The sequence below is a fragment of the uncultured Psychroserpens sp. genome, assembly GCF_947500255.1.
Classification (GTDB): Bacteria; Bacteroidota; Bacteroidia; order Flavobacteriales; family Flavobacteriaceae; genus Psychroserpens.
Map to the genome: position 1 here is coordinate 965,645 of NZ_CANMRL010000001.1, position 22,938 is coordinate 988,582.

A 22,938-nucleotide genomic window follows, 5' to 3' on the forward strand; every position below is an offset into this window, starting at 1 on the left:
TTGCCGAATGACGATTAGTATTTATTTTCAAATGTAAAGATACTATTATTTATTAAGTAAAATAAATGAGCATCTAAGTCTTAAACTTATACTAATTGAGGCTATCTAGCTTATTTAGAAAATGAGTCAAAAATATTTCTCAAATCCTTTTTATAAGGCAGGTGATCTGCACGACCTTTTTTGAAGATGTCGTTACTATTCCCTTGACCTTTTCGTAATGCTTTTTGTTCTTCATAAGGCAGTCTATTGACTTCCATACACGATGTAGAACAACAATTTTCCATTTTTTCCTTACATGTATCACACTGAATGAACAGTAAATGACAAGCTTCATTAGCACAATTGGTATGCAGATCTGCAGGTTCACCACATTGGTGGCAATTAGCAATAACATGATCACTAATACGTTCTGATCGTCTTTGATCAAACACAAAGTTTTTACCTAGAAATTTATTCTCTAAGTCATTAGCTTCTACTTGCCTCACATAATTGATAATACCGCCTTCTAATTGAAACACATTTTTGAACCCTCTATGTTTGTAATACGCACTAGCTTTTTCACATCGAATTCCGCCAGTACAGTACATTACAAGATTTTTATCTTCTTTATGTTCTTTTAAATCTTCTTCAATGAGATCTAACGACTCTCTAAACGTATCTACATCTGGTGTTACCGCATTTTTAAAATGACCAATCTCACTTTCATAATGATTTCGCATATCAACCAAAACAGTATTTGGGTCTTCTATGAGTTCGTTGAATTTTTTGGCACCTACATGAACGCCTTTATTGGTGACATCAAAAGTATCGTCGTTTAAACCATCTGCTACAATTTTTTTACGCACTTTCACTTTCAGTTTTAAAAAGGCAAAGTTATCATGCTCGACAGCAATATTTAGTCTTACATTTTCTAAAAAGGTAATCGTATCTAAGTGGTTTTTAAAAGTTTCAAAATTTTCTGCAGGAACAGATAATTGCGCGTTGATTCCTTCATGAGCAACATAAATGCGGCCTAAGACCTCTTGTTCGTCCCAAGCTAAAAACAGGTGGTTTCTAAAAATTTCGGTGTTGCCAATTTTGGCGTACTTATAGAAAGAGATGGTCAAGCGTTCTTTTCCCGCTTGTTCGATAAGTTCTGCTCTTTCTTTAGCACTTAAGTTATTGTACAGTTGCATGCTATACCAATTTTAAGGTTAAAGATTAATTTAAGTTGCAAAGGTATTATTTTTAGTAGAAAAACAAATTAACAGCATAAAAAAGCCCTTTAGTTTGACTAAAGGGCTTTTTTGAGGACTAACTCGTTATTAATATTTTAAAATGTTCATCTTAAAAATAATACGAGTTAGCCTCCATCGGCTTTACAGTTACTGTTTACTGTTACAGCTCCTGAAACACCTAATGTCTTGTTAAAAATAATTTTTCTAAAAAATCTCATTCCTCTGTAAGAATTGAATTTAGGATAAGCCAGTTAAGGCTTGGTTATCATAGCAAGATTTCCCAATCTCAATTAGTAGATGCAAAAAGTTTAAAAAGGTTGCGTCATAACCCTAAAAAAAATTAAAAGTTATTGTATTTTAGCTACCCGCTTCAAACAAGTATTCAATTAAAAATATTCAGATCGATGAGCAGTGAAAAAGACGCAAAATTAAAAGCATTAAAACTAACTTTAGACAAACTAGACAAGGCCTATGGAAAAGGAACTGTTATGAAAATGAGCGACCAAGCAGTCGTTGATGTAGATGCAATTTCTTCGGGATCTTTAGGACTAGATATCGCTTTAGGCGTTGGTGGTTATCCTAGAGGAAGAGTGATAGAAATATATGGTCCAGAATCATCTGGTAAAACCACATTAACCTTACATGCTATTGCCGAAGCTCAAAAAGCTGGAGGTATAGCTGCCTTTATTGATGCAGAGCATGCCTTTGATAGAACATATGCTGAGAATTTAAATGTAGACATCGATAACCTCATCATATCTCAACCTGATAATGGCGAGCAAGCTTTAGAGATTGCAGATAATTTGATTCGTTCAGGAGCGATTGACATTGTAGTGATCGATTCGGTTGCTGCATTAACACCTAAAAGTGAAATTGAAGGCGAAATGGGAGACTCTAAAATGGGATTGCATGCACGTTTAATGTCTCAAGCACTTAGGAAATTAACAGGTTCTATAAGTAAAACTAATTGTACCGTAATTTTCATTAATCAATTACGTGAAAAAATTGGTGTGATGTTTGGAAATCCCGAAACGACCACTGGTGGAAATGCACTTAAATTTTATGCTTCAGTTAGATTAGATATTAGACGATCTACACAGATAAAAGAGTCTGATGGTAATGTTGCAGGAAACAAAACAAGAGTTAAAGTGGTGAAAAATAAAGTAGCTCCTCCTTTTAAAATGTGTGAGTTCGATATTATGTATGGTGAAGGTATTTCTAAAGTAGGTGAAATATTAGATATTGCCGTAGAACTTGAAATTATTAAAAAAAGTGGCTCATGGTTTAGCTATGGTGACACCAAGTTAGGTCAAGGTAGAGATGCCGTTAAAGCATTAATAAAAGATAATCCAGAATTGATGGAAGAGCTCGAAGAAAAAGTTCGAGAAAACATCAATTCTTAAGTCGAAAGACTAACATAATATAAAAAAATCCCTCTTTTTGGGATTTTTTTTGTTTTTAGACGCAACCTTTTGTTATGTTGTGCATCTAATAATAGAAATCGATACGTATTTCTAAATTTTAAATGAATATGAAAAAGATATTTTTATTAAGTTTTTTAATGTTTTCGTTGTTCTCATGTGATATCTCTGATGACAACAACCCAAATTTTTATTATGAAGCGCTACCTATTGAATCTGTGGTTATTCCAGAAACATTTCAATTTGGTGAAACCTACGAGATTTTGTTGACTTACATTAAGCCAACAGATTGCCATGTTTACAATAACTTATTTTATGAAAGTGATTTAAATCAACGTGATATTGCAATTGTTACAGCTGTATTTCCAGATAATGGCTGTAATGATCTTAATGAAGAAGAAGAAGTCTCTTTTAATTTTAAAGTGACTAACACAGGAACTTATACCTTTAGGTTTTGGCAAGGTGATGATGAGAGTGGTCTAGACACGTATTTAATTGTTGAAGTTCCAGTAGAAGAATAAAAACTAACTAAACCTAACCATTTGAGTTTAGAACAACTCATAGAGCGATGTAAAAAAAATGATGCTCAAGCACAAAGTCAACTATATAAGCTATATGCGAGTAAACTGTTTTCGATTTGCTTGAAGTATTCACGTAACTATGCAGAAGCAGAAGATAATTTGCAAGACGCTTACATTACGATTTTTAAAAAGTTTGATCAGTTTAAAAATCAAGGCTCTTTAGAAGGTTGGATGAAACGTATAACCATCAACACAGCTCTTCAACGCTATAGAAGCGCTGGTGTTTTTGACATTATTAATGAAGATCAAATTGAAGATGTAAGCGTAGAAGTTGATGATGATAATATAAGTATTGATTTTTTGCTGAATATCATTCAAGAGTTACCCGATCGTTATCGGTTGGTATTTAATTTATATGCTTTGGACGATTATTCGCACAAGGAAATTGCAAACCTGTTAGATATTTCGACAGGGACATCAAAATCAAATCTAGCTAGAGCTCGATTGATTTTAAAAGATAAAATAGAACAATACAAAACGAGACCCAACTCGCAAAGTTTATAATGAGTGAAAAGAAAAACATAGACAAACTCTTTAAGGAGCAACTCAAAGATTTTGAGGTTGCACCTCCTGAGGCTGTCTGGGAAAATATAGAACAAGAACTCCACAAAGACAAACGTAAACGTAGAGTTATTCCTATTTGGTGGCGATTAGCAGGTGTTGCTGCTGCATTACTATTGTTGTTTACTGTAGGAAACACATTATTTAATACTAATGGTGATAATACAATCGAACAGCAAGTTGTTGACACTAATAAATCGAATACTAATTCTACAAATGATAGTAATGATGCTGAAGATCCTTCAGACTTAAATTCATCAAGCCATCAAGATAAGAACCCGATTGTCGATAATGATAGTTCTGAAGATGGAGAAAACACTCATAACTCTTCTGAACAATTAAATGATAATTTAACGACTACTGACGATTCAACAACTAAAACTAATGTTGCATCTTCTAATGAAGACGAGAAAAAATCATCATCTAAAAACTCTTCTTTAATTAAAAACAAATCTTTAAAAGAAAATGCTGTTGCAAATCAAAACAACACTAAGCTTAATAATACGAATAAAGATAAAACCAAGGCGTCTATTGATAACGAAAAGAATGCTGTAGTCAATAACTCTAATACGCCTAAACCGAATAAAAATATAGATTTGAATCCTGTTAAAAAGGAAAAGTCTGAAATTGACAAGCTTATTAAAGAAACATCATCATCTAAAGAGACTCAGGTAACTTCGGCAAATAATTCTGAAAAAGAAAACGGGACTACTACTATAGATACATCTAAAACAAAAGACCCTTTTAAAGAAGAAAATGCTATCGATAAAGCAATTGCCGAAGCTGAGCAAAATAAAGATGAAGTTGATGAAACTGAAGAGCCTATAAAACGTTGGAGTATCGCTCCTAACGTAGCGCCTGTTTATTTTAATACCTTAGGAAAAGGGTCGCCTATTGATGATCAATTTATAAACAATACCAAAGAAGGTGATATCAATGTAAGTTATGGTGTTAAAGGTAGCTATGCGATTAATAAAAAATTAAAAATTAGAGCAGGAATTAATAAGGTAGATCTAGGATATACTACGAATAATGTTGTTGCTTTTAGTAGACCAAGTAGCTCTGGCTCAAGCCGTCAGTTACAAAACATTAAATTACACGATACTACAACAACATTTATAAGTGCTAATAGTATAAGCTATACAACTGGACCTGAAATTTTGTTTACAAAAGAACAAGGTTCAATAGATCAACAGTTAGGTTTTATTGAAGTTCCTATTGAGGTTGAATACAATTTAATAGATAAAAAAATAGGCCTAAATCTTATTGGTGGTTTTAGCACATTATTTTTAAGTAACAATGAAATTTACTCGGTTCAAAATAATGGTGATAGAGCGCTTTTAGGTGAGGCTACAAATATTAATGATATGAGTTATAGTGCCAATTTCGGAATTGGAGTTAACTATAACATTTCAAAACAATTACGATTTAATCTTGAACCAACGTTCAAGTATCAAATTAACACATTCAATGATACGTCTGGTGATTTTCAACCATTCTTCATTGGTGTTTATACAGGACTTAGTTTTAAGTTTTAGGTTTTTTAGTTGGTTAGATAGTTATTGCAAACTTCGCAATGATGACGAAAAGCTGCTCTGTGCCAAGAGCAGCTTTTTTGTTTAAGAATTATACGTTTCTAATTGATTTAACAATAAGGTGCGTGTTTCACTATTTATACGTTTTGTATCATCAGTTGTTAAACCTTCGGTTGAGATAAATCGATGTACTTTGGCTCTCATTTTCCCAGGACTTCCACTAAAAAATATATACGGAAATCGCTTTTTATTATCGCCAAACGTAATAGGAACAATTGGAATGTGATGATTAATAGCCATTCTAAAAGCACCATCTTTAAATTCGTCTAATACGATATGCTCATCAGGTACACCGCCTTCAGGAAAAATACAAATACTCATCCCTTGTTGTAATCGTCTTTGGGCTCTCAAAAACACACCTTGCCTGCTCTTAGAGCTACTTCTATCTACCAGAATACTAGTACGCTTATAAAAGAATCCGAATAATGGGATTTTTGCCAATTCTTTTTTTCCAACAAACACAAATGGGTTTTTTACAGTAACTAACATGAGCATAATATCTGTCATCGATGTGTGATTAGCTACAAACATGTAACTCTTTCCCGATTCGGGTGTTTCTTCATATTCTATAGTAACATTAAAACCCATACCTATTAAAATAAAACGCGCCCAAAAACGAGCGAGTTTAAAAAAGAATGGATACCAAGATTCTTTTAAAATTGAAATGATCAAAATAGGAAGTAGTACAACAATAGGCAGTGCTACTAAAATGTAGAACCAAATACGGTATATTAACCAAAAGATGTACTTAAAAAAAATCATATCCGCCAAAAGTACATAATTGTTTTGAGCTATTTAATTAAAAAAAATACCTTTGCTGACGATATAAGTTTAATTTACTAAAACGGATTTCTGCTTTCGCGGAAAATGAACATGGCAAGAATACTTACAGGAATACAAAGTACAGGAACACCTCACTTAGGAAATATACTAGGTGCTATTTTACCTGCTATTGAAATGGCAAATGACGATAAAAACGATTCGTTTTTATTTATTGCAGATATGCATTCGTTAACTCAAATCAAAGACGCTGAAACGCTGCGCCAAAACACTTATTCTACTGCTGCTACTTGGCTGGCATTTGGATTAGATATTAATACAACTGTATTTTATAGACAAAGTGATATTCCACAAGTAACAGAATTATCTTGGTATTTAAGCTGTTTCTTCCCATACCAACGTTTGACTCTAGCACATAGCTTTAAGGATAAAGCCGATCGCTTAGAAGATGTTAATGCAGGACTGTTCACCTATCCAATGTTGATGGCTGCAGACATTTTATTATATGATTCTGATATTATTCCAGTAGGAAAAGATCAACTGCAGCATATAGAAATGACACGAGACGTAGCCTCACGTTTTCATGCAAAAGTAGGAGACACATTTGTTATGCCTGAAGGGAAAGTTCATGAAAACACCATGTTGGTTCCCGGAACTGATGGTGCTAAAATGAGCAAGAGTAAAGGGAATATTATCGATATATTCTTACCAGAAAAAAAATTGCGCAAACAAATCATGTCTATCGAAACCGATAGTACACCTCTTGAAGATCCTAAAGATTGGAAAACATGTAACTGTTTTGCTTTATATAGCTTACTAGCTTCAAAAGAAGATATAGCTACAATGAAAACCAATTACGAGAATGGTGGTTATGGTTATGGCCATGCCAAACAAGCGCTATATGAATTAGTCTTAGATAAATTTACCGTACAGCGTGAACGTTACAACCACTTCATGGACAACCTCAACGAGATTGATGACGCCTTAGCTGTTGGAGCTCAAAAAGCAAAACATGTTGCCGACGATGTCTTGAAACGTGTACGTGAAAAGGTTGGATATTAATTTTATATAGTCAAGACTTATATGGGTAGTATCGTTGGGCTTTTAATTCAAATAATAACATTTCCTGGAATTATTTTTGATCAATTTGCAAATAAAATAGTTTGCAATCTATTAGACATAGAAGTTCATGAAGTGAAATATTTACAATTTGAAAGTCCTGCTGGATATGTCATTCATGATATTCCAGAAAGCTATTTAAAAGTCTTCTTAATTTCTATTGGTCCATTTTTTATCTCAACACTCGTTGCTATATTGATGTTTGTTTTGGGGTATTCACTGGATTCAAATGATGGTGTTTTAAGATTAGTTTTTAATTGGTTAGGTATTTCTATTGCAGCACATGCATTTCCTACAAGTAAAAATGGCGATTTACTCTGGAAACAAAGCCTCATGGAAGTTAAAAACAAAAATTACATTGCTTTAATTGGTTTTCCGTTGGTATTGATTATCTACTTGGCGAGACTGCTACACTATTTCTGGTTAGATGTTATTTATGGTCTTGTTCTGTTATTACTTATTGTAGAACCTTGGTTTAAATAATTTCGAATAGTTTTCCTGGCAACGGTCTAATCACACCCTTCAATTCCATTGTTAACAGCATACTTGCAATTTTAAAAATAGGCATTTGGCAGTTTAGGGCAATCACATCTAACAATTGCTTTCCGTTTTCTTTGAGATACTTATAAATTACTTTTTCTTCGGAAGTCAATTCTACAAACAACTGTTTTTGTATTGGTGCTTTTTTATGGTCTTCCAATTGCCAATTAAGCATGTAAGCAATATCTAATGGATTAGATAATACATGCGCTTGTTGCGTTTTTATCAAGTTATTACAGCCAATACTTTGGGTATCGGTTACACGACCTGGAACTGCAAACACGTCACGATTATAGGAGTTCGCAATATCTGCAGTAACGAGGCTACCACCTTTTTCTGCAGATTCAATCACAATGGTGGCATCGCTTATACCAGCAATAATTCGGTTTCGTTTTAAAAAGTTATTTCTATCAAAAATTGCACTACTCCAAAAATCGGTTAGAAACCCACCATGCTTTTCAACATCAACCCTATATTTTTTGTGTGATTTAGGATAAATTTGATTTAAACCATGTGCTAAACAACCAATGGTTTGCAAATTATTTTTAATCGCAGACTTATGAGCTGTGATATCCGTTCCGTAAGCAAAACCTGAAACAATTACTGGATCAAAAGAACTGAGTTGTTCAATGAGTTTTTCGCAAAAGGCAACTCCATAGGTCGTAATTTTTCGTGTGCCAACAATACTAATAATTCGTTTTTTCTCTAGTGTAATATGTCCTGATTGAAATAGTAAAATTGGACTATCAATGCAGTGTTTTAACTTTTCGGGGTAGTCTTCATCGGTAAAATACAAACTGACGATATCATTGGCCTTAATAAATCGCAATTCATCTTCAGCTGCTTGTATATGTGTCGAATCAAAAATGCCCTTAATTGTTGTTAATCCAATACCATCTATTTTGAGCAGATTCGCTTTCTTTTCTTTTAAAACACCTTCAGCAGAACCACAATGATTGATTAATTTCTTAGCGATTACATCTCCTATTTTTGGTATATGCTGTAATGCTAGCACATGAATTAAATCTTGATCAGTCATATAGTATATTTTCTACACGCAAGAAACAAAATTTACTTGTTAATAAATACTTAATGGGATGTTTTATTCGCATTTAAAAATTTTTAACTTTGTTTTTATGCAATTAGAGACTTACATCAGCGATTTACTATATAGATACGATTGTGTTACTGTACCTCAATTTGGTGCTTTTTTAACACATCGTGTTTCGGCAAAAGTGCACGAAACTACACATTCATTTTATCCACCAAAAAAAGCATTGTCTTTTAACGAGCAATTGCAAAATAATGACGGGTTATTAGCTAATTATATAGCTGAAATTGAAAAAATACCATATCAGGTTGCTGTAGAAAAAGTCGCAAAACAAGTAAAAGCAATTAAATCATATTTAATTGAAGGCGAGACAATTACATTGCACAATATTGGTGACTTAATTTTAAATACTGAAGGAAAAATAAATTTCGATCCTTCTCACCATATCAATTACCTTACTGATGCGTTTGGTTTATCTCAATTGACGTCTTCTAATATTACCAGAGAGGTTTACAAAGAACAGGTTGAAGAGCTTGAAGACATTATTCCGTTAACTATTACACCAGAAACACGTAAAACTAGACCTTATCTTAAATATGCAGCTATAGCATTGATCGCTTTAACGCTTGGTGGTTTTACTGCGTCTAATTATTATGTAAATCAAATTGAAAACCACAACGAATTAGCACAAGATGAAGCTAATCAACAATTAGATGCCAGAGTACAGGAAGCAACATTTATCATTGATAACCCTTTACCTGCAGTAACTTTAACAGTTGAAAAGCCAACAGGAAACTATCATATCGTAGCTGGAGCGTTTCGTATTGAAGCTAACTCAGATAAAAAGGTCAAGCAGCTAAGAGACAAAGGGTTTAAAGCACGTAAAATTGGTGTTAATCGTTACGGACTCCATGAAGTCGTATATTCTAGTCATACTGACAGAATTGAAGCTTTAAATGCCCTGAGAACTATAAAACGTACACACAACCGCGATGCTTGGTTATTGGTGAAGGCATTGGACTAATTCACAATACAACTACCTTGCTCTCAATCACTAGAACTGATGGTAAGGTAGCTTTCTTTTATTTCATTATAATTTCATTAAATCGTTTAGCTAAGATTTAAATTCATCTTACCTTTGCACGAAATTAAACGCCTATTTTAATGGAGCCAAGAACAGCTTTTCAGTCTAAGACTATCATGACCGATTTGGTACTTCCTAGTGAAACCAATCCTATAAACAACCTTTTTGGAGGTGAACTTTTAGCACGAATGGATCGTGCTGCTAGTATTGCTGCACGTCGTCATAGTAGACGAATTGTGGTAACAGCTTCTGTAAATCATGTGGCTTTTAATAGATCTATTCCTTTAGGAAGTGTTGTGACTATTGAAGCTAAAGTCTCCCGAGCATTTACAAGCTCTATGGAGGTTTATCTCGATGTTTGGATTGAAGATAGAGAGTCTGGTGAATGCATTAAAGCTAACGAAGCTATTTATACGTTTGTAGCTGTCGATGAAACAGGTCGTCCGGTAAAAGTACCTCAGCTTATTGCCGAAACTAAACTAGAAAAAGAACGTTATGATGCCGCTTTACGCCGTAAACAATTAAGCTTGGTTGTTGCTGGTAAAATGAAGCCTGCAGATGCCACAGAATTAAAAGCTTTATTTGAATAATTAAACCTTTTTTCAAGCAGAAAGTCTTATAGTAGAATCAAATCTAAAATACTATGAGAACTTTAATCCTTATTTTTTCGGCCGTATGCCTATTAAGTTCATCATCTTGTGCTACTCGTGTAGTTGCTAGACCTGCAACTGTAACGGTTATAAAAACACCTCCGAAACATTACAAAATTGTAAGAGTTAAAGGGAAGCGTTACTACTTCTGGAATGGGAAACACTATAAAAAAACTAGAAAAGGATATGTGGTTGCGAGAGTGTAGCTCTCACAACTTCTTTTAAATGGAGCCGCATTTTGTAAATCCTCAATAATGCTATCACATTTTGTAAATCTCAAATAATGTGTTTCAAAATGCTATCACATTTTGTAAATCCAATTCGCTGGATTTTGTGGTTTGGCATCTTTAAATATGGCAAAACCTAAAATGGTTTCGCCTTGTCCGTTAGTAAATACTTCACCAATCACTTGATTTGTGGTCACCTTATCACCTTTCTTTACGTAAATCTTAGATAAGTTTCTATAAATGGTAATATAATTACCATGTCTAAGCATGATAATCGGGTTTCCATTTTTAACCACAATTATTCTAGAGACTTCGCCATTAAATACTGCCTTTACTTGTGTGTTTTTAGCTGTGGCGATCCTAACACCATTACTTTTAATAGGTACTGTTCTGTCAATCGGTGAAGGCTGTGTACCAAAACGGATTTTCACCACACCTCTTTCAACTGGCCAAGGTAACTTCCCTTTGTTAGATGCGAAATTCTTAGCAATTAATTTAGATTCAGGTGTTAGAGCAAATCCTTTAGACGACGATGATTTTCCTGCTTTTCTATTAGATTCTGCTATAGCTTCTCTAATAATACGATTAATCTCTCTGTCGATCTCATCAATTTCCTGCTGCTTCTTTTTAATCTTAGTGGTATACGAACTCATACTCTTTCGTATGGTAGCCATAAGTTTTTCTTGTTCTTTGAGTTCTTTTTCAAGTTCTTTTTTAGCAATTCTATTTTCAGCAACCAATTGTTCTTTATCTTTTTTCTGACGTAATAGATCAGTATTTAACTCTTGAAGCTTTTTAGTTTTAGCCTTAATTAAATCCCCTTGTTCTTTTTGATAATCTGCATACTGCTTGATATATTGTAACCTTTTATACGCTTGTTTAAAATCTTCAGAAGATAACAAAAACATCACTCGACTCTGCTCAGATTTATTCTTGTAAGACTTCACGACCATCTCTGCATATTGTTTTTTTAATGTCGTTAACTGATCTCGCAAACTTGAAATTTCATTCTGATTTGCATTAATCTCACGCGTTAGCAAATTAGCTTGATCATTAGTGACCTTTATTAAGTTACGCCTTACACTTACTTTGTAGTTTAGATCTTCAACTAAAGAAATTACAGATTTCTCTTCTTTCTTATTAGAAAACAATAATGCATTTAGTTGCTTTAGTTCCTTTTGATATTTAACACGTTTGGCTTCTAAAGCTTTTTGTTTATCACTTTGTGCTGTTATAAAAAAGCTGTTGAACAGTAAAAAAAGAAACGCTATGTAAATAGATCTATTTCGCATCTTCTAATATGATTTCATCAAAACCTGATGGAATTTTAAAAGGAAACCTAACGTCTTCGTTTACTGAGACCGACTTGTACTCCATCACTACATTGAGTTCTTCGCTATCTTCTACTGCAATGATCTTCATATTTTGAGGTAAAATTTCCTTATCTACTTTTTGATACCCTAAATAATCTATTTGAAGGAATCGTTTTTTTGAAGGTTGTAATAATTGTTGCGAATCCATTTTAAAATGTGATGGATTAAGTAGTAAAAACAACTCTAAAAACAAGTCTTGATTTTTAGGTTGAAGGATATAAGAGTTCTCATTAGTTGAAATGATATACTTGTCATCATTTAAATCATACAGTGGCTCTCCAATTAATAAACTCTGTACTTTATCAAAATTAAGTTCAATTCCTAAGAGATCACTCAACAACTTATAATCACCATCAAAATATTGGTTATTTATCTTATCATAAAATCTCACGCTATTTGGTGTAATTATAGCTCTAGCTAAGCCTAGCGTAGCGCTAATCCAAATGGTTTTATCTTTTTCCATTCTAAGATTGAGCGTATATGATGATTCTTTAAGGTCCTGAATAATATCAATTTTAACTTTAGCTTGAAGTGTTTTAAACTTGGCATCACGCTTTCCATTTTCCTTTATTAATTGTTTTGCCGATAATTTATCATCTATTTTTCCTGATGCAACAACACTTCGTGCTGATTTACATGAAATGCCTAATGTAATGATCAGACAAATTAAACTGATTTTTAAAATCCTCATATATATTATTGATCTTTCAATAAGGCTGCTGCCTTTTTAGCAAACGTCTCAGATTGTGTTATATTATTAATCTGTTTATATGCTTCACTTAATTGCTTGTAGAAATCGGCTTCCATTTTAGGGTTTTCAACCACATAATCAACACCCATTTCCAAACTTTCAATGGCCTTTTCAGGCTGTTTGATTTTATTATTAGCGACACCATTAATTAAGTATAGAATAGGTTGGGCTGGAAAGATGTCAAGGGCTTCCATACTTTTTTGAGCGGCTTCTTTATCCTTATTCAAATCTATCTGAAGTAGAAGTACATCTCTAATAATTTTGAATTCATTTGGCTCTTGTTTTAAAGCGTCTTGATAATATCCTAAGGCTTTTTCTTTATCGTTAGATTTTAAGTAATAATCGCCGAGCTCTAACAAAGTTTTGACACTTTTATCTTCGCTTACTAATGATGTGACTTCAATCAAATCTGTTTCGTATTCTGGGTTTTCTCCTACAAATTTCACAAAATCATTAAGCACTTTAGCCTTGGCTTCGGGCTTAATTATTGGGCTTGTCAAAACCACTTTCATAGATGCTATAGCGCTCGTAGCATTACCTTCATCTAAATAAAATTTATATAAAGCCAAATGCACTAATTGTGATTCTGGATTTAATTTTAACAGACGTTTTGCTGCATCAAATGCTTTTTTAGTCTCACCTGTTTCACTATATCTAAAAATAAGGCGTAGGTAATTTGATTCGTCTTCAGGATTGCTTTTTACGCGCTCCTCAAGGTTTTCTATACGATCTTCATCATTCCCTGTTATATTATATACTTGGTTTCGTAAGTAATCTCTATCTTCACTATAGCCAAGCTGTTCATCCATTTCGTCAAGTAACTTCAAAGCATCTTTATACTTTTTTACTCTAATGTAAAGAGATGCTAAATCTTGTTTATAATCTGGATGAAACTTAACCAGTTGCTTAACTGTTTTAAGCGCTCTATCCATATCATTTTGTAAGATATACACATCATACAACTCGTCTAAAAACCACTCGTTTTCAGGTGATTTTGAAACCGCTTTTTTTAAAGCATCTTCTGCTGCTCCATAATTCTTAAGTGCTTTGTAATTTTTTCCTAGTTCAAAATATAAAACAGGGTCATTATCTTTTAGTTCGATACATTTGAGAAGCGCATCAGCAGATTTTTGATAGTTTTCAATGCCTTTTTGTTTAAGAGCTTCAAAGAAATACTCTTGAAATTTATCTTCTACATTTCCCAAATCATCATCTGGACGCTTATTGAAATCAACTTGCGCAACACTATTCTGCGGAAACATAAGTATTCCGAAGACAAGAAGCAGGGTGTATAGTTTAGTTTTCATTATAAAATTCTTCGTATGCTTTGAAAGATAATTCAAGAATTATTCCAAAACAGAGTAATCGCCAATACTAATGGCTTTAAAACCACCATTGTACTTTACATGATTACCAATCATAGCATGGTCTAAATTAGCGTTTTTAATGTTAGTATGGTTTTGAATTAAGCTATTTTTAACGCTTGAATTCTGGATAACACAATTGTTTCCTATAGAGACATTTGGACCAATGGTTGCATTATGTAACTCTACATGTTCACCAATGTAACAGGGCTCAATAATAGTTGAACCATTATTTTTGATAGAATTTGCAATCATTTGCTCTTCGCCATCAGCCTTTAAAAACCCTAACATTTTAGTATTGGTCTCTAGTGTAACATTCTTGTTTCCGCAATCCATCCACTCATCTACCGTACCTGTTTTAAAGACCTTTCCATCGGCCATCATACGTTTGATACCATCATTAATCTGGTATTCACCTCCATTCATAACGTTTTGATCAAGAACTTCTTGTAACTTATCCTTTAAAACGGCTACATCTTTAAAATAATAAATACCTATAACGGCTTGATCGCTTACAAAGGTCTCTGGTTTTTCAACAAGTTCTACAATCTCTTGATTATCATTAAGTTTTACAACACCATATGCTTCAGGGTTTGCTACTTTTTTTGTCCATATCACACTATCTGCATTAGGATCTAAGTCAAATTCTGCACGAATAAGTGTATCGGCATAAGCAACTACAGCCGGTCCAGATAAGGATGGCTTTGCACACATAATGGCATGACCCGTACCTAATGGTTGGTCTTGACGGTAAATAGAAGGTTTAGCACCTAAGCTTGTTGCTAAGCTTTTTAAACTATCAACAACATCGTCTCCAAACCATGCTGGATCACCCAAAACAAATGCAATCTCATCAATGGGTTGCTTCAACACCTTAGCAATATCTTTTACTAAACGATGAACAATAGGCTGACCTGCAACTGGTATTAATGGTTTTGGTACTGTTAAACTATGTGGTCTTAATCGAGAACCTCGACCAGCCATGGGTACTATTATTTTCATTCTATAAGTTGATTCATTTTTATTTTACTCCTGTACTTCCAAATCCGCCTTCGCCTCGTGATGTTTCTGAAAGTTCACTAACCTCAATCCAATCTGCTCTTTCATGTTTAGCAATCACTAATTGTGCAATACGTTCACCATTATTTATAGTAAAATCTTCACTAGACAAGTTGACTAAAATCACGCCTATTTCTCCTCTATAATCGGCATCTACAGTTCCTGGAGCATTGAGTACAGTAATCCCTTTTTTGGCAGCTAAGCCACTTCTAGGTCTAACCTGGGCTTCGTAGCCAATAGGAAGTTCTATAAATAACCCTGTACCCACAATACTTCGTTCAAGAGGTTTAAGGGTTCTAGACTCAGATAAGTTGGCTCGTAAATCCATACCAGCAGACGCAATAGTTTCGTAGTGTGGTAAATCGTGATTAGATGTATTAATAATCTTTATTTGCATGCTTTTATTTATTTCTGCTATAAAATCTAGCTTCTTTTAAGTAATAATTGTAACTCTTTTTTTTCTAAAAAAGCGATTAACGCTATGTAGAATAACAAAAATACAGTTCCTATTAAAATATCTCTATCAAAATAGTAATAAGTTATAAAACTTAATCCAGCACTCAATAACAAGTATATTCCAATTCGATTAATGTCATAAGGTACAGGATAGTATTTTTGACCTAAGGCATATGATATAAGCATCATTAAACCGTAAGCTATTAGTGTTGCATAAGCACAAGCCATAAAGCCTATTTTATGAATGAAAATGAGGTTAAATGCAATGGTTATTGCTGCACCAACAATAGAAATATACATACCAAAACGTGTTCTATCTGTTAACTTATACCAAATAGATAGGTTATGGTAAATACCTAGGCATAAATTTGCCAATAATACAATTGGTACTATATCCAAGGCTAATAAGTAGCTTTCTTTCTTTATAAAAACAGGTCGTAATACATCAATATATATCACTACTATCATTAACCCTAAAGCGCCAACGATTGTAAAGTATTTTAATATAGTTGCATAGGTTTGTGTCGCATTTTCTTTATCTGAATGATTAAAGAAAAATGGTTCTGCTCCCATTCTAAATGCTTGGATAAAGAGCGTCATAAATACAGCTAACTTGTAACATGCGCTGTAAGCTCCATTTACAAATTCACCTTCCATTTCCGGTAAGAGCCATTTATCTAAATTCTCATTAATTACAAATGCTAAGCCAGCAACCATTATAGGCCAACCATAGTTTAATAATTGTTTTAAAATATGAGTATCAAATTGAAGTTTGGCCTTAAAAAAATAAGGTAAAACTAATACTAGCACTACAGCACTTGCAATAAGGTTTGCAATAAAAATATACTCCACATTATTATCAACATTAAATAGTTGCCTTAAACGCTCTGAGCCGTAGGCTTTAGAAAGTAAAAGCACATTTAATGCGACAATAACAAGTACATTTAACAGCTTAATTAAAGCAAATTTAATTGGTTTACCTGTTACTCTTAAATAGGCAAAAGGAATGACTATCAATGTGTCAATAAGCGTAATTCCAACAAGTAATGTATAGAAATCAGTATTGATTCTTAGTGTTTCAGAAATAGGGATCCTAAACAAAAGTAGTAATGCTCCAAAAATAAAAGTACTCAATACAATGGTTATCATTGCAGTAGACAATACTTTGTTTTTGTCTTTGTTTTTACTAAAAAACCTAAAAAACGAGGTTTCCATGCCATAGGTTAAAATGACATTAAAAAAAGCGGCAACTACGTAAAACTCAGTATTTTCCGAATATCCTTCGTTTGGAAGCACATCGGTATGCAGTCGCACCAAAAGAAAGTTAATAAGTCGCGGCAAAACAATTGCCAAACCATATATAACAGTATCTTTAAAAAAGGATTTTAGTACGCTCAAGAGTTCTATTTTGTTCTGCTAAAATTACGTTTTTAGCAAACGCCAACCAAAGATAAGTTATTGCATTACAATTGGTCCATCCTTGTAGTAAATACCTTCGTTTTCAATAAGATTACTTATTTTAAAATATTTGGTCTCACCATTTTCACGATAACTCACTACACATTCTCTATTTGTTATTTCAAACGGAAACTCTTTCATTGTATTGAGCTCATGTCCTTCGGAAATAGGCTTGCGTTTTATTAATTGCGATACATATTTTCCTCTACTCGGAACTAACTTTCCTTTCAGGTTTCTGAAAAACACACTATCAATTACTACATTATTAGCAGGTGTAAGATTGGCAATATGAAAATTAATTCCTGAACTCCCTACTTTTATTGGAGCTGTCCAATGTTGATAATATGCACGACTATATTGGATTGGTGCAGTTTTTTCTAGCTTGTAGGCACTTGAGCATCCTAGCATGGAAAAAACGATTAAGAGGCAACAAAACTGGGCAAATTTTGAAGTTTTCATCTTGGTTAAGTTTTAGATTTGGTTAAACTAGTTTTTATTTGGTGGAGCACTTGGATAATTTAGTGGCTCCTTTTGTTTCACATTTAAAATTTTATAATATAATGTTTTATTGTTTTGTTTGTAACTCACAACGCATTCGTCGTCTTTCAATTCAAAAGGAATTGGTGTCATTTCACCTGGCATTTGATTAGCATACTCTTCTTTTGAATCACTACTCATAACTATATCTTTTGGCGAATTATTGTCTGTCCTAAAAGATCCAACTAACAATTGTGAATTCTGTTTTATTTCTAACTTAGAGACTCTGCCTCTAAAATAAACACTATCTAGCGCAATTGTATGGTCTCCAATAGGAATATATATATTCAACCCAGATCCGCCACCTTGAACACCAGCATTCCAGTTTTGACAATACACTTCACCAAAGGGTACAGGTGCTTCTTTTTGAAGTTTTTGTGCACTTGAACATTGTGAGAAACTAGCCATAAGGACGAGCATTAGTAGTAAGGTAGATATGTGTTTTAGGGCATTCATTTTATTTATTCCATGCTATAAATATACAATTTCAAAATTAATGCCATAAAAAGAAGCAAATTAAGTAGAATGCTATCTAACAATAACTTACAATTTTAATTACTTATTTCTTTTAATATAGAAAGTTCTTTTTTGATTTGTTTTCCAATAAAAAACACCATTACAACTAAGATAATTATCGATGAAAACACAATATAAGTATAAAACCCACTCGAAAGGTGTTTCTCAAAAGAAGGAAGCATTAATACAAAACCTATACAATACGCCAAAATAATAATTGGCGTAGCTATATAATGTATTCTTATTCTCTTCTTATAATATGAAACCATGTTTTTACTAAAAACAGAGGCGCTTAAGGTAATGTCTATAGCTTTTAGTTTTTTTATACTAAAATACTCTATACCAATTCTAACCAATAAAGAACCAATCATTAGAGATAGTGCAAAAGATATCAGTCCGCTGTTATAAGCTTCTATATATGTAAAAAAGACTATTAAAATAAGCACAGTAGCTCCCAAAATAACATTAGTTATTATTTGTTTTCTTTTAATACCGCTTAACTTCTTTAGTATTGATTCTGAACCATCACTAGGTATATCTTGTTGTGGTTGATTTTTCCATTGGGATTTTAGATCTTCAAATGTTGTCATTTTCTAACGCATTTAGTTAATTCTTTTTTAATTCTATATATCCTTACTCTAATTGTCTCATGAGACAATCCAGTAATTTCGGCTATTTCTTTTTGAGGTACACCTTCCAACTCTAGAAGTATTATACTTTTGTTTTCAGGTTTTAAGCGTCCTATACAATGATATAATTTATTGATTTCAAGCTCTTTATCGTTGTTTTGGTTTTCCGTAGATGCTTCTATATGATTAAGATGATTAGATAGCCTAACAGGTTTTTTCTTTCTTAGCTCCAAAAGGCAAGTATTAACAGCAATCCTATAAATCCAGGTGGTAATATTAGACTCATTTCTAAATGAATCTAAATGCTGCCATACTTTGATAAAAACATCTTGAGTTAAATCTTTTGAAAGCATTGCATCTCCATTAGTATAACCTAAGCATAGACGATTTACTTTAGTGTAATTAGCCTCATAGACCTCTTTAAATTGTTTATCTAATGATTTCATTTACTCTTGTAACTCTTCATGTATAGCTTTTAATAACCATTTTGGCTGATCAAACATTATAAAATGAGCAGATTCTTTAGCATATTTAATTGAATATCCTTTTAAGTTTTTATACTGTTCTTCATACGTCTTCTTAACAACATTTTCTCCATAAGGTTGAGTTGCGGCAAGTACAACTACTGGTATTGATATTTTAGCTATGGATGTCCTTAGATCTAATTTAAGCAAATCTGTATAACCGTAGACATATGTTTTTCGGTCTGCTTTTATAATCCACTCTTTAATTAAAGCATGCTTTTCCTTGTTTAAAGACATTCCTCCTGCCATTTGCGATGCCATAACTTCAAAGCTATTAGCATCCATATCTAATACCCTTTGGTTGTATGGGTTATCATACGAAATGGTTTCACTATTAAAATTTGGAATCATCAAAGCACCTGCTGATGGCAAAGCATCTACAACAATAATCTTTTTGAATTTAGAACTTTGGTCTGTTGCTAACCACAAGCCTAGAGTTCCGCCCATGCTATGTCCTACTATAGTTGCTTTTTGTAATTTGTTTTTAGCAATATAGTTATTAACTCCTTCTTTAATTTTGGTGAGCCAAGGCTTCTCTATTGCGGGAACATCACCAAACCCAGCAAAGGTAAACACATGGCATTCATTTGTTTTCGATAGTTCTTTCACAGTGTCTTTCCAAACATCTCCTGTGCATGTAAATCCAGGGAATAATAATATTGGTTCTCCTTTGCCTTCAACCTTAACATCGAAGGACTTGTTTTGTGCTTCTAAGGTTATACTAAATATTGAAATAGTTAATAGTACAATGATTTTAAATGTTTTCATGTTGTATCTTTTTAATTGATTTTCCCTTTAGATACAAAACCATGAAAATGTTACAAGCTATATGTGAAAATAAAAAAAACCCAACTCGTACGAGTTGGGTTTATGATTTATGTGAGATGCTGAAACAAGTTCAGCATGACAAAAAATTATTAATTATTTAGTGCTTCTGCACCACCAACAATTTCTAAGATTTCGTTAGTAATTGCAGCTTGACGTGCTTTGTTATACGTTAATTTTAACTGATCTCTTAATTCAGTTGCGTTATCAGTTGCTTTGTGCATTGCAGTCATACGTGCACCATGCTCTGAGGCAAAACTGTCTCTAACAGACTTATACAATTGTGTTTTTAATGATTTAGGTATAAGTTGTTCAACGATTTCCACTTTTGACGGTTCAAAAATATAGTCAACGTTGGTATTTGCTTCACCTTCTATTGGCACAATTGGTAAAAACTGCTCTGTCATTACAATTTGTGTAGCAGCATTTTTAAATTTATTGTAAACGATTTCAATTTTATCAAAATCACCTGCAACAAACTTGTCCATTAACATCTGAGCAATTTCTGCAATATTATCAAAAGTTAAATCATCATAGACTTCACTTTTATTAGCAATAACATTGTTCGTTTTTTTAAATGCATCATTAGCCTTTTTACCTATAGCTAAATAAGACACCTCTTGATTTGCATAAGTATCATTAGTAAGGTTTGTAACTTCCTTAATAATGTTAGAGTTAAAAGCACCAGCTAGACCTCTATTAGATGTCACCGCTACAATTAATACTTTTTTAACTTCACGTTGTGATGCAAATTTACTTCCTGAGTCTCCATCTAAAGTAGCACTTAAGCTTTGTAAAAGCTCTGTCAATTTATCTGAATAAGGACGCATTGCTGTAATAGCATCTTGAGCTTTCTTCAATTTTGCAGCAGATACCATTTTCATAGCACTTGTAATCTGCATCGTTGAAGATACTGAGGATATTCTATTACGTATTTCTTTTAGATTCGCCATATTTTAAAATATGAAAATATCCTACGCTCAAATTGAACGTAGGACTATTAATTATGCTCTATATTTAGCCGATAAGTCACTAGCTACAGTTGTTAATGTATCTGTAACCTCATCAGTTAATTTTCCTGCTTTCAAAGTGCTTAATACATCTGCATGCTTAGCTCTTAAGAATTCAATGAAATCTCTTTCAAATTCTTTTACCTTATTTACAGGAACGTCTTTTAATAAGTTTTTAGATCCAGCATAAATGATTGCTACTTGATCTTCAACAGTAAACGGATCGTTTTGTGCTTGTTTTAAGATCTCAACATTACGCTTACCTTTTTCAATTACATTCAATGTCACAGCATCTAAATCTGATCCAAACTTAGCAAACGCTTCTAATTCACGGAACTGAGCTTGATCAAGTTTTAATGTACCTGATACTTTTTTCATCGATTTGATCTGAGCGTTACCACCAACACGAGATACAGAAATACCTACATTAATTGCTGGACGAACACCAGAGTTAAATAAATCTCCATCCAAGAAGATTTGCCCATCTGTAATAGAAATTACGTTAGTTGGGATATATGCAGAAACGTCACCCGCTTGCGTTTCAATGATTGGTAAAGCTGTTAAAGAACCACCACCTTTTACGATTGGTTTTAATGCCTCAGGAAGATCATTCATTTCTTTTGCAATCGCATCGTCATTGATGATTTTTGCAGAACGCTCTAATAATCTTGAGTGAAGGTAGAAAACATCACCAGGATACGCCTCACGTCCTGGAGGGCGACGTAATAATAAAGATATCTCACGATATGCAACGGCTTGCTTTGATAAATCATCAAAAACAATTAAAGCAGGTCTACCAGTATCTCTAAAATACTCTCCAATAGATGCTCCAGTCATTGGTGCATACACTTGCATTGCAGCAGGATCTGATGCATTTGCAGCTACTATTGTCGTATATGCTAAAGCTCCTTTTTCTTCTAAAGTCTTAGCAATGTTTGCTACTGTAGAGGCTTTTTGCCCAACAGCAACATATATACAATATACAGGATTACCTGCATCATAAAATTCTTTTTGATTTAAGATCGCATCGATACAAACAGTAGTTTTACCTGTTTGACGGTCACCAATTACCAACTCACGTTGACCTCTACCCACTGGAATCATAGCATCAATCGCTTTAATTCCTGTTTGTAACGGCTCTGTTACTGGTTCTCTGTAAATAACACCTGGTGCTTTACGCTCCAAAGGCATTTGGTAAGTTTCACCAGCAATTGGCCCTTTACCATCAATAGGGTTACCTAAAGTGTCTACAACACGACCAACAATACCTTCACCTACGTTTACAGAGGCGATACGTTCAGTACGTTTTACTGTAGATCCTTCTCTTACTCCTACTGAAGCACCTAATAATACAATACCTACGTTATCTTCTTCAAGGTTAAGAACGATACCTTCTAATCCACCATCGAATTCTACTAATTCTCCGTATTGAGCGTTAGATAATCCGTAAGCGCGCACAATACCGTCACCTACAGTTAATACTGTTCCAACTTCGTCTAATGAAGCACTTGCTTCAAAACCTGAAAGTTGTTGTTTTAAGATTGCTGATATTTCAGCTGGTTTTACTTCTGCCATCTTATTCTATTTTGACCCTTCGTTTTACTTAGGGC

General features: G+C 33.4%; 25 protein-coding genes. 9 read left to right on the forward strand and 16 right to left on the reverse strand.

What is annotated here, in order from left to right:
- Positions 1–110: 110 nt before the first annotated feature.
- Complete coding sequence (locus Q0783_RS04105; RefSeq protein ID WP_298893492.1) at positions 111–1,175, reverse strand: rhodanese-related sulfurtransferase; 1,065 nt, start codon at positions 1,173–1,175, stop codon at positions 111–113.
- Between the two features lie 446 nt (positions 1,176–1,621).
- On the opposite strand from Q0783_RS04105, the gene recA reads away from it, so the two are divergent.
- The 4 genes from recA (at position 1,622) to Q0783_RS04125 (ending at position 5,318) form a co-directional block, all read left to right on the forward strand.
- Positions 1,622–2,620 carry a recombinase RecA gene (gene recA / locus Q0783_RS04110; protein ID WP_298893494.1) on the forward strand — a complete coding sequence of 333 codons (999 nt, stop codon included), beginning with the start codon at positions 1,622–1,624 and terminating at the stop codon, positions 2,618–2,620.
- Positions 2,621–2,748: 128 nt separating this feature from the next.
- Positions 2,749–3,159 (forward strand): hypothetical protein, encoded by a 411-nt coding sequence (locus Q0783_RS04115; RefSeq protein WP_298755311.1) that lies wholly within the window; start codon positions 2,749–2,751, stop codon positions 3,157–3,159.
- A gap of 21 nt (positions 3,160–3,180) precedes the next feature.
- On the forward strand, positions 3,181–3,723 hold the full coding sequence (locus Q0783_RS04120; RefSeq protein WP_298893496.1) for an RNA polymerase sigma factor: 543 nt from the start codon (positions 3,181–3,183) through the stop codon (positions 3,721–3,723).
- Positions 3,723–5,318 carry a hypothetical protein gene (locus tag Q0783_RS04125; RefSeq protein WP_298893498.1) on the forward strand — a complete coding sequence of 532 codons (1,596 nt, stop codon included), beginning with the start codon at positions 3,723–3,725 and terminating at the stop codon, positions 5,316–5,318. Before Q0783_RS04120 ends, Q0783_RS04125 begins: the two co-directional genes overlap by 1 nt.
- Before the next feature lie 81 nt (positions 5,319–5,399).
- On the opposite strand, the gene Q0783_RS04130 is transcribed toward Q0783_RS04125, so the two are convergent.
- Positions 5,400–6,137 carry a lysophospholipid acyltransferase family protein gene (locus Q0783_RS04130; protein ID WP_298893500.1) on the reverse strand — a complete coding sequence of 246 codons (738 nt, stop codon included), beginning with the start codon at positions 6,135–6,137 and terminating at the stop codon, positions 5,400–5,402.
- Positions 6,138–6,248: 111 nt separating this feature from the next.
- Here Q0783_RS04130 and trpS point away from each other — a divergent pair, with 111 nt between their 5' ends.
- Together trpS and Q0783_RS04140 are read left to right on the forward strand one after the other, a co-directional pair.
- The gene (trpS, locus tag Q0783_RS04135; RefSeq protein WP_298893502.1) at positions 6,249–7,217 is read left to right on the forward strand and encodes a tryptophan--tRNA ligase; all 969 of its coding nucleotides are present in this window, start codon (positions 6,249–6,251) and stop codon (positions 7,215–7,217) included.
- A 21-nt stretch (positions 7,218–7,238) separates the two neighbouring features.
- A complete protein-coding gene (locus Q0783_RS04140) occupies positions 7,239–7,757 on the forward strand; it encodes a hypothetical protein (protein ID WP_298893504.1) in 519 nt (172 codons plus the stop codon).
- Here the strand turns inward: Q0783_RS04140 and dprA are convergent.
- Positions 7,750–8,853, reverse strand: coding sequence for a DNA-processing protein DprA (dprA, locus tag Q0783_RS04145; RefSeq protein ID WP_298893506.1), 1,104 nt, complete (start codon positions 8,851–8,853; stop codon positions 7,750–7,752). The two genes, Q0783_RS04140 and dprA, sit on opposite strands and share 8 nt — an antisense overlap.
- A 97-nt stretch (positions 8,854–8,950) precedes the next feature.
- Between dprA and Q0783_RS04150 the strand changes: the two genes are divergently transcribed.
- The 3 genes from Q0783_RS04150 (at position 8,951) to Q0783_RS04160 (ending at position 10,805) form a co-directional block, all read left to right on the forward strand.
- Positions 8,951–9,889, forward strand: a complete 939-nt coding sequence (locus Q0783_RS04150) for an SPOR domain-containing protein (RefSeq protein WP_298893508.1) — start codon at positions 8,951–8,953, stop codon at positions 9,887–9,889.
- A gap of 140 nt (positions 9,890–10,029) precedes the next feature.
- Positions 10,030–10,539 carry an acyl-CoA thioesterase gene (locus tag Q0783_RS04155; protein WP_230934535.1) on the forward strand — a complete coding sequence of 170 codons (510 nt, stop codon included), beginning with the start codon at positions 10,030–10,032 and terminating at the stop codon, positions 10,537–10,539.
- Positions 10,540–10,592: 53 nt separating this feature from the next.
- Positions 10,593–10,805, forward strand: a complete 213-nt coding sequence (locus tag Q0783_RS04160) for a DUF6515 family protein (RefSeq protein WP_298893510.1) — start codon at positions 10,593–10,595, stop codon at positions 10,803–10,805.
- 95 nt (positions 10,806–10,900) lie between these two features.
- On the opposite strand, the gene Q0783_RS04165 is transcribed toward Q0783_RS04160, so the two are convergent.
- From Q0783_RS04165 to atpA, 13 genes are all read right to left on the reverse strand, one after another.
- Entirely contained in the window at positions 10,901–12,118 is a 1,218-nt protein-coding gene (locus tag Q0783_RS04165; RefSeq protein WP_298893512.1) for a peptidoglycan DD-metalloendopeptidase family protein, read from the reverse strand.
- Positions 12,108–12,890, reverse strand: a complete 783-nt coding sequence (locus Q0783_RS04170; protein ID WP_298755328.1) for a DUF4292 domain-containing protein — start codon at positions 12,888–12,890, stop codon at positions 12,108–12,110. The genes Q0783_RS04165 and Q0783_RS04170 overlap by 11 nt, the downstream gene beginning before the upstream one ends.
- Positions 12,891–12,895: 5 nt before the next feature.
- Positions 12,896–14,257: a tetratricopeptide repeat protein gene (locus Q0783_RS04175; RefSeq protein ID WP_298893514.1), complete on the reverse strand. Its 1,362-nt coding sequence runs from the start codon at positions 14,255–14,257 to the stop codon at positions 12,896–12,898.
- Between the two features lie 39 nt (positions 14,258–14,296).
- The gene (locus Q0783_RS04180) at positions 14,297–15,316 is read right to left on the reverse strand and encodes a sugar phosphate nucleotidyltransferase (RefSeq protein ID WP_298893516.1); all 1,020 of its coding nucleotides are present in this window, start codon (positions 15,314–15,316) and stop codon (positions 14,297–14,299) included.
- 19 nt (positions 15,317–15,335) lie between these two features.
- Positions 15,336–15,770, reverse strand: a complete 435-nt coding sequence (gene dut / locus Q0783_RS04185; protein ID WP_298893518.1) for a dUTP diphosphatase — start codon at positions 15,768–15,770, stop codon at positions 15,336–15,338.
- A 26-nt stretch (positions 15,771–15,796) separates the two neighbouring features.
- A complete protein-coding gene (locus tag Q0783_RS04190; protein WP_298893521.1) occupies positions 15,797–17,227 on the reverse strand; it encodes an oligosaccharide flippase family protein in 1,431 nt (476 codons plus the stop codon).
- Positions 17,228–17,284: 57 nt separating this feature from the next.
- A complete protein-coding gene (locus tag Q0783_RS04195; protein WP_298755338.1) occupies positions 17,285–17,746 on the reverse strand; it encodes a hypothetical protein in 462 nt (153 codons plus the stop codon).
- Positions 17,747–17,773: 27 nt separating this feature from the next.
- On the reverse strand, positions 17,774–18,232 hold the full coding sequence (locus tag Q0783_RS04200; RefSeq protein WP_298893522.1) for a hypothetical protein: 459 nt from the start codon (positions 18,230–18,232) through the stop codon (positions 17,774–17,776).
- A gap of 143 nt (positions 18,233–18,375) precedes the next feature.
- Positions 18,376–18,930 (reverse strand): hypothetical protein, encoded by a 555-nt coding sequence (locus Q0783_RS04205; protein WP_298893524.1) that lies wholly within the window; start codon positions 18,928–18,930, stop codon positions 18,376–18,378.
- Positions 18,927–19,415, reverse strand: coding sequence for an RNA polymerase sigma factor (locus Q0783_RS04210; RefSeq protein WP_298893526.1), 489 nt, complete (start codon positions 19,413–19,415; stop codon positions 18,927–18,929). Before Q0783_RS04210 ends, Q0783_RS04205 begins: the two co-directional genes overlap by 4 nt.
- Positions 19,416–20,261 carry an alpha/beta hydrolase gene (locus Q0783_RS04215; RefSeq protein WP_298893527.1) on the reverse strand — a complete coding sequence of 282 codons (846 nt, stop codon included), beginning with the start codon at positions 20,259–20,261 and terminating at the stop codon, positions 19,416–19,418.
- Positions 20,262–20,410: 149 nt separating this feature from the next.
- Positions 20,411–21,271 carry an ATP synthase F1 subunit gamma gene (gene atpG / locus Q0783_RS04220; RefSeq protein WP_230934548.1) on the reverse strand — a complete coding sequence of 287 codons (861 nt, stop codon included), beginning with the start codon at positions 21,269–21,271 and terminating at the stop codon, positions 20,411–20,413.
- Positions 21,272–21,322: 51 nt separating this feature from the next.
- The gene (atpA, locus tag Q0783_RS04225) at positions 21,323–22,903 is read right to left on the reverse strand and encodes a F0F1 ATP synthase subunit alpha (RefSeq protein WP_298893528.1); all 1,581 of its coding nucleotides are present in this window, start codon (positions 22,901–22,903) and stop codon (positions 21,323–21,325) included.
- Positions 22,904–22,938 lie beyond the last annotated feature (35 nt).